General features: G+C 61.5%; 12 protein-coding genes. 3 read left to right on the top strand and 9 right to left on the bottom strand.

Annotated features, from left to right (window positions below):
- Both GS429_RS01655 and GS429_RS01650 read left to right on the top strand, forming a co-directional pair.
- Entirely contained in the window at positions 1-1074 is a 1074-nt protein-coding gene (locus GS429_RS01655) for an ABC transporter ATP-binding protein (RefSeq protein ID WP_160062110.1), read from the top strand.
- Positions 1067-2428: an ABC transporter ATP-binding protein gene (locus tag GS429_RS01650; protein WP_160062108.1), complete on the top strand. Its 1362-nt coding sequence runs from the start codon at positions 1067-1069 to the stop codon at positions 2426-2428. Before GS429_RS01655 ends, GS429_RS01650 begins: the two co-directional genes overlap by 8 nt.
- Positions 2429-2539: 111 nt before the next feature.
- On the opposite strand, the gene GS429_RS01645 is transcribed toward GS429_RS01650, so the two are convergent.
- The 9 genes from GS429_RS01645 to coaBC form a co-directional block, all read right to left on the bottom strand.
- Positions 2540-3103 (bottom strand): DUF7974 family protein, encoded by a 564-nt coding sequence (locus GS429_RS01645; RefSeq protein ID WP_160062106.1) that lies wholly within the window; start codon positions 3101-3103, stop codon positions 2540-2542.
- 83 nt (positions 3104-3186) lie between these two features.
- Positions 3187-4584, bottom strand: a complete 1398-nt coding sequence (locus GS429_RS01640) for an ABC transporter ATP-binding protein (protein WP_160062104.1) — start codon at positions 4582-4584, stop codon at positions 3187-3189.
- Positions 4577-5656, bottom strand: coding sequence for an ABC transporter ATP-binding protein (locus GS429_RS01635; protein WP_160062102.1), 1080 nt, complete (start codon positions 5654-5656; stop codon positions 4577-4579). Before GS429_RS01635 ends, GS429_RS01640 begins: the two co-directional genes overlap by 8 nt.
- The gene (locus GS429_RS01630) at positions 5657-6709 is read right to left on the bottom strand and encodes an ABC transporter permease (protein ID WP_160062100.1); all 1053 of its coding nucleotides are present in this window, start codon (positions 6707-6709) and stop codon (positions 5657-5659) included.
- On the bottom strand, positions 6702-7658 hold the full coding sequence (locus GS429_RS01625; protein ID WP_160062098.1) for an ABC transporter permease: 957 nt from the start codon (positions 7656-7658) through the stop codon (positions 6702-6704). Before GS429_RS01625 ends, GS429_RS01630 begins: the two co-directional genes overlap by 8 nt.
- A gap of 65 nt (positions 7659-7723) precedes the next feature.
- Positions 7724-9658, bottom strand: a complete 1935-nt coding sequence (locus GS429_RS01620; protein ID WP_160062096.1) for an ABC transporter substrate-binding protein — start codon at positions 9656-9658, stop codon at positions 7724-7726.
- A 638-nt stretch (positions 9659-10296) separates the two neighbouring features.
- Complete coding sequence (gene hpt, locus GS429_RS01615; protein WP_160062094.1) at positions 10297-10863, bottom strand: hypoxanthine/guanine phosphoribosyltransferase; 567 nt, start codon at positions 10861-10863, stop codon at positions 10297-10299.
- A gap of 217 nt (positions 10864-11080) precedes the next feature.
- The gene (locus tag GS429_RS01610; protein ID WP_425438170.1) at positions 11081-11710 is read right to left on the bottom strand and encodes a DUF7344 domain-containing protein; all 630 of its coding nucleotides are present in this window, start codon (positions 11708-11710) and stop codon (positions 11081-11083) included.
- A 173-nt stretch (positions 11711-11883) separates the two neighbouring features.
- Positions 11884-13107, bottom strand: a complete 1224-nt coding sequence (coaBC, locus tag GS429_RS01605; RefSeq protein WP_160062092.1) for a bifunctional phosphopantothenoylcysteine decarboxylase/phosphopantothenate--cysteine ligase CoaBC — start codon at positions 13105-13107, stop codon at positions 11884-11886.
- A 189-nt stretch (positions 13108-13296) separates the two neighbouring features.
- On the opposite strand from coaBC, the gene GS429_RS01600 reads away from it, so the two are divergent.
- Positions 13297-14505: an MFS transporter gene (locus GS429_RS01600; protein WP_160062090.1), complete on the top strand. Its 1209-nt coding sequence runs from the start codon at positions 13297-13299 to the stop codon at positions 14503-14505.
- The last annotated feature ends 139 nt before the right edge of the window (positions 14506-14644 follow it).

The following is a 14644-nucleotide window of genomic DNA, read 5'->3' as shown; positions in this document are numbered from 1 at the left end:
ATGTCGACACAGCCACACACCACGACACCGCAGGACCGATCCGACGATGAAGAACCGCTGTTGAGCGTTGACGACCTTCGGACGCGGATTCGAACGGAACGGGAAACCATCCACGCCGTCGACGGCGTGAGCTTTACCGTCAACCGCGGAGAGACGGTCTGTCTCGTCGGCGAATCCGGCAGCGGAAAGAGCGTTACCTGCGAGTCACTGACCGGGATCGTTCCCCAACCGCCCGCCGAAATCATCGGTGGAACGGTCGAGTTTAAGGGGCGAAACCTGCTCGAGGCCAGCGAGTCGACGCTTCGCTCGATTCGTGGAACCGAGATCGCACACGTCTTTCAGAACCCACAGAGCGCACTCGACCCCGTCTATACCGTCGGCGACCAACTCGTCGAAGCGATTACCATCCACGAAGAGATCTCCGAATCGGACGCTCGCGAGCGGGCGAGCGAGTTGCTTCGGCAGGTCGGGATTCCGAACGCCCCGACCCGTATCGACGACTATCCACACGAGTTCTCCGGCGGGATGCAACAGCGCGTTGCGATCGCGATCGCACTCGCGGCGGATCCGGCGCTGCTGATCGCAGACGAGCCGACGACCGCCGTCGACGTCACGGTACAGGCCCGGCTGATCGAACTCCTCAGAGAACTCACCGACGGCGGGATGTCCGTCCTGTTGATCACACACGACTTGCGCGTCGCCGCCGCACTCGCCGATCGCGTCCTCGTGATGTTCGGTGGAACGATCGTCGAACGCGGCCCGATCGAGGCGCTGTACAGCCAGCCCGCCCATCCCTACACCCGGTCGCTGTTCGATAGTTACGACGGGCTTTCACGCCGCGGTGATCGGTCCGCTCGCGGCGACATCCCAACCGACGGCTGTCGGTTCCGCGATGAATGTCCGCACGCGATCGATGCCTGTGCGGGTGGCGATCAGCCGCCGTTTTACACCGTCGATGACCGCAAAACACACGGGGCATCGTGTCTGTACTACGGCCCCGAACATGATCCGGCACCGATCCTCCACGACGATGCCGCCGTAAACACCCTCATCGAGGAACCAACCGATGACTGACCATAGCACCGACCGCTCTCGATCTCCCGCCGTACAGCCGGACCACGACACGCAAAGCGACGCCGCTGGGGACCGCGCCGCCGTTCCTGACGATTCACACCCCCTCCTCGAGGTCGAAAACCTCGAAACGCACTTTCCGATCACGCGCGGACTGCTTCGACGAGAGGTCGGCCGCGTCCGGGCCGTCGACGGCGTGAGTTTCGAAATTCGTGACGGTGAGGCGTTCGGTCTCGTCGGCGAATCCGGCAGCGGAAAGACGACAACTGCGCTTTCGGCCCTTCGACTCGAGGAGCCCACCGGCGGCGAGATCCGATTCGATGGGGACTCGATCATGTCCCTTTCGGGTGCCGATCTTCGTGCGTTCCGCCGCCGAGCACAACTCGTCGTCCAGGACCCGAACGAGGCGTTCAACCCGCGGCTGACGATCGGGCAGGCGGTTGCCGAACCGCTCGCGCTCCACGGAATGGATGACGCCGACCGCCGCCAAGCGATCGTAACCGATCTCCTCGAGCGAGTGGGTCTCTCGGCTGACGACGTCGATCGATACCCCCACGAGTTCTCCGGCGGCGAAAAACAGCGGATTGCGATCGCACGGGCGCTCGTGCTCAACCCGGATTTGATCGTCGCCGACGAACCGACGAGCGCACTCGACGGTCGCGTTCAGTCCGACGTCCTCGCCCTGCTCGACGAACTCCGCCGTGAATTCGATATCGCAGTACTGTTCATCAGTCACGATATCGACGTCGTTCGACGGTTTTGTGATCGAATCGGCGTCATGTACCTCGGCGAAATCGTCGAACAAGGGCCGACCGACGAGGTGCTCGAGGCGCCCGCCCATCCCTACACGCGCACGTTACTCGGCTCGGTTCCGAGTCTCGATCCGTCGGACCGCGAGCTGGTCCGGCCCTTGACGGATACGATTCCGGATCCGAGCGATCCGCCGTCGGGTTGTCGGTTCCACACGCGGTGTCCGGAGCTCATCCCGCCGGAAGACGTCGACCTCGACCGGGAACTCTGGCAGACGATCGCCGCGTTCCGCTTTACCCTCCAGGCCGACGAACTGCCCGCCGCGATCGAACCGGACGCGGGCACGACGGCCGTCGACGAGGCCACGGTCCGCGAAACCTTCGGACTCCCGTCGGACATCCCCGACGAGCGGGTCGATCGCGGTGTCGACGACGCGGTCGACGCCATCGTCCGCGGCGACCTCGAGGTGGCGCGCGATCGGCTCGCCGAAGCGATTCCGACCGTCTGCGAGCGCTCGACGCCGTCCGACGGAACCGACTGCGAGCGACCGGTTCGCTGTCATCGGTACGATCCGTCAGTCGACGCGGAGCCGCTGTCGTGGCCGTAGTCGGTTACCGTTGGCTATCGCCGATCGCCGTTGGTTATCGTTGGTTTCCAGTGAACGGATACTCCACGAGGAGTCGCGAAAATTAAGACGAGATGAGACGGCGGCGAGCGATTATCGTCCGTCCGCGTCTGTCGCGGTCTCTGGAACGATACGAACGGTCGTCGTCCCGCGAAGTCCTTTCTTGTCCGCGTTGTCGACGTTTACCTCGGCACCGATCGTGTACTCGCCGGGTTCGGCCGGCTCCCACTCGCTTTCGGAGACGCGGAACAGTTGCTGCCAGCCCTTCGTGAACTGTTTTCGTTCGCCGCGGTCGAAAACGAACGCGCCCGACTCCTCGGGTGGGTCGTGGAGCGGAACGCGCGAGGCATTTGTTGTGCCGTCGACGTCCCACGTCCACAACACCGGCGAGTTCGTTGGTACCGTGACGGGGACCGGCAGCGTATTTTTCATCGTCACTTGAAACGGGATCGCGGTATCGGACGCAAACTCCTCCCGGGGCGTCGAAACGCTGATCGAAATCGCTCGATAGCCGAATCGGTTCGGCAGGAGAGACCGACTCAGCCGAGTCGAGTTCAGCGAGCGCAGCGCTTGCGGTCGGTAGGATCTGTCTCGTTTGTTCGGGGTAAAGTGTTCGTCATCGCGATGAAGGGCTCCCGATTCGTAGATGCGACGCATTGGTGTCTCTTAGGCGTCTAGAGCGGGGGGAACTAAAACGTTCAGTTCGCGCTGTCGCGGAGACCGTACGAGTTGACTACCGGTTAGTCGTCGGCGATGGCGTCTCCGGTACCGCCGGATGTCGACCGGAACTGCCCGTCATCGTACCGATCGTCGTAGAGCAGACACGAGATCCGATGGGTCTTGCCCGTCGGAACCTGCTCCGGTTGATGGACTTCACAGGGCGAGGTAAACGCGTCCTCGAGGAGGTCCTGTGCCGCGCCGAGGTTCTTGGCGTAGAGTTCGTCAATGGCCTGCGACAGCGACTGTTCGACAGTGGGGTCGGCAATCGTTTGTGGGAGATCGAACTCCGCTCTGACCTGACTGTCGAAGTTGTCTCTGGCGATATCGTCCAGCGTGAGCGGTTCGTTGTCTCCGTTTCCACCATCGTCGAGCACGGCGATGGCTTCGGCAGTATCGACGCCCCTGACCCGAAGCTTGAGGTCCATGATCGAGCGCCAGACCTCCTGTTCGAGGTCGTACTCGGCCGGCGGGATCACGCGGGGACACCGCGTGTGGAACCGACAGCCCGACGGCGGATCAATCGGCGAGGGGACGGTTCCGGAGAGGAAGATTTGCTCGCCTTCCCAGAGAGGGTCCGGCTCCGGAATTGCCGAGAGCAACGCCTCCGTGTACGGATGGTACGGCGGCGAGAACACATCTTCGGTCGTGCCGACCTCAGCGAACTCTCCGAGATACATGACCGCGATCCGATCCGAGATATGCTCGACGACGCTCAGGTCGTGGGCGATGAAGACGTAGGACAGTCCGAACTCCTCTTGGAGGTCCTCGAGCAGGTTGAGGATCTGTGCCTGAACCGAGACGTCGAGTGCGCTGACCGGTTCGTCACAGATAATGACTTCCGGATCGACCGCCAGCGCTCGGGCGATCCCGATCCGCTGGCGCTGTCCGCCGGAGAACTCGTGTGGGTAGCGGTGTGCGTGACTCGGGTTCAACCCGACGGTCTCGAGGAGGTCGTAGATGTGTTCGTCTCGATCTTCGCCCGATGCGATGCCGTGAATATCGAGCGGTTCCCCGATAATGTCGCCGACGGTCAGGCGCGGATTCAGGCTCGAGAACGGATCCTGGAAGATATACTGGAGGTCCGTTCGGAGATCGCGAAGTCGCGAACTGGAAACTTCAGTGAGGTCGATCTCTTCGCGCTGGCCCGACCCGCCTTCGGAATCGACCCGTTCTTGATAGTAGATCGATCCGTCGGTAGGTTCGATCAGTCTGAGCAGCGCTTGGCCGAGCGTACTCTTTCCGCATCCGCTTTCCCCGACGACGCCGAGGGTTTCTCCCTCGCGTAGTTCGAAATCGACGCCGTCGACGGCTTTGACCCACTGGGAGTTCCCGAGCAGGTTGTCGATAACCCCGCCGCTGCTGTCGTAGTACTTCGTCAGGTTCTCCGCGCGGAGGATCGGTTCGTCGTGTCTAGTCATTGCGATCACCTTCCGGATTCACGGCGGTTGGTTCCCCCTGCGAATCGTTGATCTCGACGGAGTAGTCGAGTCCGCCCTGTAGCTCGCCGCTGTATTCGAGGCAGGCAGCCGCGTGTTCGTTCGCCGTTCCGGCAGCTTCCTCGCCGGTTTCGGGGTCGAGAAGCGGCGGTTCCTTGCGCGTACACGACTCCTCCGCGTACGGACATCGCGGGTGGAAGCTACAGCCCGGCGGCAGTTCGACCAGATCGGGCATCGTCCCGGGAATCGTCTGCAATCGGTCCCGGTCGTCCCCGACACGCGGGATCGAACTCATCAGACCGACGGTGTAGGGGTGTTTGGGGTCGTAGTAGAGCTCTTCGACCGGCGCCTTCTCGACCGGCTTCCCACCGTACATCACCATCACTCGGTCACAGACTTCGGCGACGACGCCGAGGTCGTGCGTGATGAGTTGGATCGCCGTGTCGAAATCGTCGGCCAGTTCCTCGAGTTCCTCGAGGATCTGGGCCTCGATCGTCACGTCGAGTGCGGTCGTCGGCTCGTCACAGAGCAACAGGTCGGGGTCACACGACAGCGCCATCGCGATGACGGCACGTTGTTGCATCCCGCCGGAGAACTCGTGTGGATAGTCGGAAAACCGCGTTTCGGCTTCCGGAATGCCGACACGATCCAGTAGTTGGATCGTTCGTTCTCGAGCCTCCGCCTCGTCGTGGCCGAGGTGGTGTCTGATCGCTTCGGCGATCTGTTCGCCGACCGTGTACACGGGGTTGAGCGCGGTCTGTGCGTCCTGGAAGATCATGGCGATTTCGTTGCCACGGATATTCCGGACCTCTTCTTCGCTCATCTCGAGGAGGTCCTCGCCTTTGAACAGGATTTCCCCACTTTCGATCTGTCCGGGACTGTCGATGAGCCGCATCAGCGAAAGTGCAGTGACACTTTTGCCGGCACCGCTCTCTCCGACCACCCCGAACTTTTCGCCGCTCTCGATTTGATAGGAGAGGTTATCGACCGCAGTGACGACGCCGTCCTGCGTGTAGAACTTTACTGTCAGATCGTTTACTTCGAGTAGCGTCATTTAGTCACCTCCCTCCTGCCCGACGCCGGTCTGCTGGGCGTCGAGCGCGTCGTTGATCCCGTCGCCGATCATGTTCATCGCCATCACGAAGATGAAGATCGCGGCGCCGGGATAGATGGTTGCCCACCAGGGGATCGAACCGTCAGGCCCCTGGATTAGCGTTTCGCGAGTCTGGTCGAGCATCGTCCCCCACTCGGCCGTGCCCGGCGGCATTCCGAGTCCGAGGAATCCGAGCGCCGCGACCCCGATAACGACGGTCCCGATGTTGAGCGTCGCGTAGACGATCAACGGCGGCATCGCGTTCGGAATGATGTGTCTGAAGATGACGGACCGATCGCGTGCACCGAGTGCTTTTGCGGCGAGCACGTACTCGTTTTCTTTGATAGAGAGCACCTCACCACGGATCAGGCGACCGTAGGTGGCCCATCCGAACAGCGAGAACGCCAGAACGAGTTGCCAGTAGCCACCGCCGAGAATCGCGACGATGATCAGTGCCAGGATGAGTCCTGGGAACGCGAAGATGGTGTCGACGATTCGCATCATAATCTCGTCGACCCAGCCCCCGTAGTATCCGGATATTGCGCCGTACACCATACCGAAGCTTGCGGTAAGTGCAACGACGACGAACCCGATCGAGATACTGTACCGACCGCCGTAGAGGATTCTCGAGAACAGGTCTCGACCGGATCCATCAACGCCCATGGGATGGCTAGTCGACGGTGAGTCGTAGATACTAACCGTCGGATCCGACAGGTAGAGGATCGTCGTCGGATCGTACGGCGCAATCGAGAACGGCTGGACCGTCAGTCCGTACACCGTGATCGGTCGCGAGAAGACCGCGAGCAGAGCCAGGATCGACACGACCGCGAGACCGATTATCGCGGACCTGTTGCGCTTGAAACGCGACCAGGCGCGTTCCCACCGGCTCTGTGTCGCCCGGCCGCTTTCTTCGGTCCAGCCGGACAGCGGATCTCGTTCCGTGACGTGATCAGAATCGAATCCGGAGATCTGGATTCGACCGCGTTCCGTCGATGTAGATCTGTTCTTAGTCATATCGGATCCTTGGGTCAAGTACCGCGTACAGGATGTCTGCCAGCAGATTTGCCAGGATGATGAATACCCCGGTAAACAGCGTAATCCCCATGATGAGGTTTATCTCTCGCTGATTGATGGCGTTAATGAACTCCCGTCCGAGTCCGGGCCAGTTGAACACGAACTCGACGACGACCGAACCGGCGACGATACTCGCGGTCAGCGTTGCGGCGAGCGTGACAACCGAGATGAGCGAGTTCCGAAGGACGTGCTTGAGCACGACGGTCCGTTCGGGGAGACCCTTTGCTCGCGCGGCCATCACGTACTCTTTGTTCATTTCCTCGGCCATCGAGGTCCGCATCACTCGCATAATACTCGCAGCCGATGCCGTCCCGATGGTAATACCGGGCAGTATCAGGTACCACAACATTTCCGGGTGGTACAGCGGCTGTCGAGACGGCGGCAACACCGGCCACAGACCGATCCAGAGCGATCCGATCAGGATCAGCATCAGACCGAGCCAGAAGTTCGGGATCGAGATGCCCGACAGGGCGAGGAATCGGCTCGCGGTGTCGGCGAACTGATCCTTCTTGACGGCTGCGTAGATCCCCGTCGGAATCGCGATCAGGAGACCGAACGCCCAGCCGAAGAGACCGAGCGCGACGGTCTCAGGCAGTCGAGCCTGAATAATCCAGGACACGTCCCGTCCGGAGCTGTAAACCTGTCCGAGATCCCCCGTTATAACGTTCCCAATCCAGGTCATGTACTGTTGCCATACCGGTCCGTCCAGTCCGTATCGGGCACGGAGCTGTGCCTCATCCGCCCGAGTCATGTCCGGATTCAAGCCGATCATCTGATCGATCGGATCACCCGGCGTGAGATGAACGAGGGCGAACGTAATTACCGAGACACCGAACAGTATCGGTATGATCGAAAGTACCCGTTTCAGTATGAAACGTCGTAAGCTCATGTTATGTATGGATGTATGTATGTATCCGCATGAAAGGGTGGAGAGCGCGACCCCCAACTCCGCAACTAGTTCAGGTCGTGATCTTCGACGACTTCTTCGAGCAACTCTTCGGCACGCTCCTGATCGTACTCGTTGTACGGACGGATTTCATCCTCGAGTGCATCGTGGTCGACCGTCCCGGTCCCGTGTGCGAGTTCCGGCAGGTCCGTCCACGCGGGACGCGCCCAGCCGTTGAGGACGTTGTCGACGATCTGCTGACGCGGGATGAGGTGGTTGACAGCCTCGCGAAGTCGCTCGTCGTCCCACGGTTCGACGTGGAGCGGGTACTGGATGTACTCGTAGCCACCGGTTTCGACGCCGTGGACGATGTAGTCGTCCGAAGCCTCGAAGTCGTCGAGCGTCGACGTCGCCAGTCCGTAGGTGATGTCGACTTCGTTGTTCTGGAGGGCACCGGATCGGGTTGCGTCGTCCGGAACGATTTCGAGTTCGACTCTCTCGACGACGGGACCGTCGGGGAACTCCGAGGAGCCGTCGAACCAGTCGATCGAGTCGACACCCTGCTGTTCGACCCAGTAGTCGTCGAACTTGGTGTATTCGACGTACTCCTCGTCGGAGAAGTCGTCGAGCTCGTACGGCCCCGTACCGACCGGCGTGACGCCCTCTCGTGGGTCGACGGCGCCGCCTTCCATGTCGGCCTGTTCGAGCGAGTAGATGTAGATCGGCAGCTCGCGTTCGGCCTCTGCGTCGGGAACCTGCGCGTAGACGTCAACGGTGTACTCGTCGACCTCTCGAGCGTGGAGCACCGAGTCGAACGTCTGTGCGGAGATGTCGGAGTTCTCGTAGCGCTCGTAGGAAGCGACGACGTGCTCTGCGGTGAGCTCTTCGCCGTTGTGGAACTCGACGCCCTCTCGCAGTTCGTATCGGAACTGCATGCCGAAGACGCCGTCGTCGACGGCGTCCGAAGCCTCTTCGGGAGTGAGAACGCGGACCTCGTCGTCGCCGATTGGGTCGTCCTCGGGGTGCTGAACGATGATCTGTTCCTCGGTATCGAGTGCACCCTCTTCGTCGGCGTCGACCGTGATCATGTAGTCCTCGTAGGCGAGACGGTCGATGTCCTGGGTATCGAGGATATCGTAGCTCTCGGCGAGCCACGGGTAGACGTTACCTTCGCTGTCGGAGGCCGTCAGCGCCTCGTAGATGAAGAACTGGGACATCGACGAGGTGGTGTCGCTGGTGTACGGGTAGTCGAACCCGTCGACGTTCGCCGCGATCGCACCGTGGAGGGTACCACCTTCCTCGATGTCGGACAGATCGGCATCCTCGGAGGCCTCGTTATCGCGGTCGATCCACGCGACTTGCTCTTCCTGTGGCGAGTAGAGGGCGTAGCTGAACATGCCCTCCGCGAACGGCCACATGTCGAAGCCGTGGACGTCCGTGCTCGTGACGGCCGTCTGGAGGTCGAAGTGCGTGATCGAACTGTACCGGTTCTCGGCGAGGTGGTGCCAGACGTCGTCGTAGCGTTCACGACGGAGGTCGGGATCTTCCGACACTTCCATGCCGTACCGTGCGTCGTCCATCATGTCGTCGAGTTCGGCGTCGTCGACACCGACCAGGTTACAACACTGCCCGTGGTTGTCGGAGTGATGGAGGGCGTTACAGAAACTTTCCGGGTTGAAGGTGCCCGAAAGACCGATACACGGAATGTACCCGTTCTGGGCGTACTCGGTATCCAGCACGCGGCCAGTGTAAGTGTTCCACTCGTAGGTCTCGATTTCAGTCTCGAAGTACCCCGTGTCTTCCAGAGACGCAGCGATAAGCTCGACCATCTGCACGCGGTCGCTGTTGTCTGCGTTGACTTCTAGCTGTAGTTGGAACGGAGCATCGCTGTCGTCATCGTCACCGAGACATCCAGCAACTGCTACAACTCCGGCACCACCGACTCCCTGAAGGAGGGTTCGTCGATTGATGGCTTGATCGGACTGTTTGGGATCCTGCACCATGGAATTGGATGTGGAACACAGGTATAAATATGTATTGCTTCGCCTCCAAGCAATACTTACCCTGTCTAATAACCGCTTACTCTGGTGGCAGTATATCGGCGTATACGTCCGATAATGAGACAAACAGCCGTAATATGCTGTTGTGGGTTCAAGAAACGTGAAACACATGGAGAGATTCTCCAGATACGACTAGTCCAAATGCTTTTACCCTGACACTCTATTGGAACGGGGTATATTTGTAAAATTCCGAAAATTCACCCCTTCTTTTCACAGTATGTACAAAATAGATTGGTCGCCTCTAGCAGAATGGGTAGGGGCTGCCAGTTCGACAACTCCGACAAGAGTTCACGTAGTCTGCGTTCGGTACCCCAAGGGAATATTACTCGGTCCAATAGCGGCTTGGGGACTACGCGGAGCGGTCAAGCACCGAACTTCTCGACCACTGTTACGTCCGCGCGGTACCCGACGGACGAGGATCGTCCGCGCAGTACATTCGAGACTGGAGCGTCACCGGGTCGAAATGTAATGGTCTCTCGAGCGAGCGTCTCTTGAATACCGAGCTGTGCGTGTCCCCGCGGGCCCGTGCGGACCAGGCGGGGAACGCCAGAAGCGTTCGTGGCCGACTCCAGACCTGCCGCTTAGTCGCCGTGCTCGTCGACGATGACGACCTCTCCGTCGACGACGTCGACGTTGATCAGCGTCTTGATGTCGTAGCCGGCGTCTCTGGCCTTGTTCTCTCCGCCGACCTTCTTGATGACTGCGACCGTGTCGATCACTTCCGCGCCGATGCCCTCGAGCGCCTCGAGGACAGACGCGAGCGTGCCGCCCGTCGAGAGGACGTCGTCGAGGACGAGCACGCGCTCGCCCTCGCGGACGTCGTTGATGTACATCTCGTTCTCCGAGTACCCGGTTTTCTGGGAGATGGCGACCTCGTCGTCGAGGCCGTACTGACGCTTTCGGATGACCGTCAACGGGATGTCGGTCATCAGCGAGACGGCGGTCGAAATGTGGATTCCCATCGCCGCCGGCGTCACGATCCGATCGACGTTTTCGAGTTCGGCTTTCCGGATGATTCGGATGACGATCTCGCGCAGGAGTCCCGGATCGAGCTTCGGGACACCGTCACTGATCGGGTGTACGAAGTAGTGATAGCCGTTTTTCTCGATAATCGGCGCCTCGAGAAGCGACCGCTTTAACTGATCCATGTCGTGGGTCGGTCGGTTGGAGAGTAAAAGTTGACGATCCGTCCGAGCGGTGTGTCTCCGACTCACTGTTTGCAAAGAATCGCTCGTGGACGGCTGATCGGGACGACACTCTCTGGTAACGACTGATACGGATTGCTGTACCGTGTACCGGGGCGACCGTGCGCAGCCTTGCGGTCGCGACGGAACTTATCACGGCAGTTCGTACGAGACGATTCGCCTATCGCTTTCCCGGATCGTCGCTTCCGTAACTGAGTTCGGGGGGCTGTTCGCCGTAGCCGAGTCGCATATTCCGTTCGTGGTAGATGTGGACTGCCGCCGTCAGGGTGAACGTGACGGCGATGATCCCGGCCCAGGACAGATCCGACAGCATCGTCAAGGGGTAGATCTCGAGCCAGAGTGCGGCCACCAGCGCCGAACTGATCGCGCCGAGTGAGAGGTACAGTTCCCGCCAGGCGAACTCGTGGCCGGGAACGATCTCGAGGTAGATGCTGATATCCCGCGTTCGATCCGTGGCCTCGATAACGCCCGCATCGGAGTCGAACTCGAGGATACCGGACCGATCCATCTTCGGAAGATGCGTCTGCTGGAGCGTGGTGTAGACGCGCTTTCGCTGTTCGGGCGTGACGTCGTCGAGCGTCGTTTCGTACTCCCAGGCGGCGACCTGCTGGGCGAGGTCGCCGAGTTCGATGGGGCGGCCGTCCTGTTTCAGGTACTGGAGGACGTAGCGCCGGCGCTGGTTGCGAAGCACTTCGAAGATTTCGCCTTTCGAGAGCGGGCTGGTATCGTCGGGATTTTCGTCCTCGTTCTCGGTATCGTTATCGGATTGATGTTCTTGTTGTTGGGCCACCGCGGATCACCTCGAGACGCTGCCCGGAATCGAATTCAGATTCACGTCGCCGACCGAACCCACGGCCGGGTCCGACGCTGGAGAGACAACTGCAGCTGAAACCGGTCGCATCGCTGTTAATTCGGGGCACGAACGCCACCTATATAACTCTCCTGACGTCCCGCCGGCGGACGTTACGACGGCCGCGTCTCGCCGAGGATCGCCGCGATCGAGTCGGCGATTTCCTCGCTCAGCCCCGCCTTCGTCCCCTCGTAGCGAGCGGCGTCTTCCTCGTGGACCAACAGTGCTTTCGTCCGGTCCGCACCCATCACGCTCGCGTCGTTGGCGACGACGAACGCCAGTCCGGCCCGCTCGAGCGTGCTCCGCGCCCGTTCGACCATCGCCGTCTCGTCGTCCGACGTTTCGGTCTTGAATCCGACGATCGGCAGTTCCGGCCGCGCGTCGCGAATGTCGTCGATGAGCTTCGGGGTTGACTCGAGTTCCAGCGAGAGCTCCTGGCCCGAGCGGATCTTCTCGTCGCTCGGCTCGACCGTGTAGTCGCCGATCGCGGCCACCGAAACCAGCGTGTCCGCATCGGCGCAGGCGTCGCGCGTCGCCTCGAGCATTTCCGCGGCGCTCTCGACGTTGCGAACCGTCGCGTACGGGACGTTGCCGTCGGCGTCGCTTTCGGGGAGGACCATGTCCCGATCGATCGGTTGCGGTCCGACGACGCCGTGAACGAGCGTCACGTCGGCCCCGCGGATGTAGCAGGCCGCTGCGACCGCCCGGCCCATCTTCCCCGACGAGCGATTGGTAAGCACCCGAACGGGGTCGATCGACTCGGCTGTCGCACCGCTGGTAACGACGACGTGTTCGCCCTCCAGCGGCCGATCGCCGACCGCGCGGGCGACGTCGCGGACGATGGCGTCCTCGCTCGCAATCTTCGCCTTCCCCTCCTCGAGACGCGGATCAACGAAGTCGACGCCCCATTCCGAGACGGTGTCGATGGCTTCGAGGACGCCGGGGTGGTCGTACATCGGTTCGTGCATCGCGGGCGCGATGACTACAGGAGTGTCCGCACCGAGCGCGGTCGTCGCACACGTCGTCACGGGCGTGTCATCGACTGCGCCGGCGATCTTGCCGACGGTGTTCGCCGTCGCGGGCGCGATCAGGAAGACGTCGGCCCAGCCGTCGTACCCGCAGAGGTCGACGTGTTCGACGCGGCCCGTGATCTCCGTGACCACGTCGTTCTCGGTGGCGAACTCGACCGCCCACGGGTGGATGATCCCCCGTGCACTGCCGGTCATTACGCCCCGGACCTGCGCGCCATGTCGTCGGAGCTCGTGGGCCAGTTCGACCGTCTTGACGGCCGCGATCGATCCCGTCACCCCGAGCGCAACGTTGACTCCCTCGAGCATTCGTCCAATAGTCTCTCTCGGGCGATGTTAAGTATAGCGAGGGATCGTGACGCCGATCGATTCGGCCGTCGAGTCGCGTAGCCGTCGGTCACACCTGCCCCGCGGTCGCCGAGTACCGGTAAGCCGCGGGTCGTACCGCCACACTAAGGGCGGTGGAACGGGTCTTCGAGAGTACTTCTCTTCGGTAGTATGACGACGGAAAACGGGACGGAATCGACCGTGTCGTCGGTTCCGTGGGACTCGAGTACCCTGTACATCATCCTCGCGAGTTCGCTCATGGGGGTAATGGGCGTCTCGCTCATCAGTCCCATCCTCCCGGAGCTGCGCGTCGTCTTCGAGGTGTCGGACGCCCAGATCGGCCTGATCATCACGGTGTACACGCTGCCCGGTATCTTCCTGACGCCGTTTCTCGGATTGATCGCCGATCGGATCGGCCGCCGGCGCGTCATGATTCCGCTGTTGTTGGCCTTCGGCGCCGGTGGCGCGGGAATCGCGTTCGCGAGCACGTTCGTCGAAGTCCTGCTCTTCCGGTTCGTCCAGGGGGTCGGTGCCAGCGCGCTCGTCACCCTCGCGGTCACGCTGATCGGCGACTTCTACGACGGCCAGCGCCAGAACGCCGTCATGGGCGTCAACTCGAGTATGATCGGAACCGGGGCGGCCCTCTATCCGCTGATCGGCGGGGCGCTCGCCGGCATCCGCTGGAACGCGCCGTTTCTCTTCTTCGGGATCGGCATTCTCGTCGGGATCGTCGCGGTTTTCGTCCTCCCGGAGCCGGAGGGACGGCAGGCGAGCGACGTCGCGACGTATCTCGGTCGCCTGCGCGCCGTCGCCGTCGATCCGCAAGCGATGGCGATTTTCGCCGCCATTTTCGTCATTTTCTTCGTCTTCTACGGCGCGGTCCAGACGGCGTTACCGCTGTTGCTCAGTGACGAGTTCGCGCTCACCTCCGGCGAAATCGGCGTCATTCTGGCGATGGTAGCCCTCGCCAGCGCCGTCGTCTCCTCGCAGTACGGGCGGATCTCCAACTGGCGGTCCCCGACGGAACTGGTCGCGCTGGGCTTTATCGCGTACGGATTCAGTTTACTCGGGGTCTGGATCTCTCCGTCGCCAGTCGCCGTCGGTCTCTCGCTGCTTGCCTTCGGCGTCGGGTTCGGCATCGTGATGCCGTCGATCGATACGACGATGATAACGCTCGTCTCGGAACGGCTGCGCGCGGGGATGATGGGATTACGAACCAGCGTGCTCCGTCTCGGACAGACGCTCGGCCCGATCTCGTTTACGTATCTCGCCGAAACGGTTTTCGCCTCGACGGTCGCCGGCTATCGCGTCCTCATCGTCGTCTTCGGTGCGCTCGTTCTCTGTTCGGGACTCGTCGCCTATCCGCTCCTCCGGAGGTGACCGTCGCTCCGTCTGTTCCCGACTCGAGGCCCGACGGTCATACGGATTGCTGTAACGTACGTGTTTAGCCCCAGCTGATTTCGTTAGTATCTCGTAGGGGGCGATCTACGGTGGAGATATGCTTTGTCGGCAGGGGTCA

Source organism: Natronorubrum halalkaliphilum, assembly GCF_009834785.1.
GTDB classification, from domain to species: domain Archaea; phylum Halobacteriota; class Halobacteria; order Halobacteriales; family Natrialbaceae; genus Natronorubrum; species Natronorubrum halalkaliphilum.
Note: the sequence above shows the minus strand (reverse complement) of the source record. Positions and strands in the feature narration are given on the sequence as shown.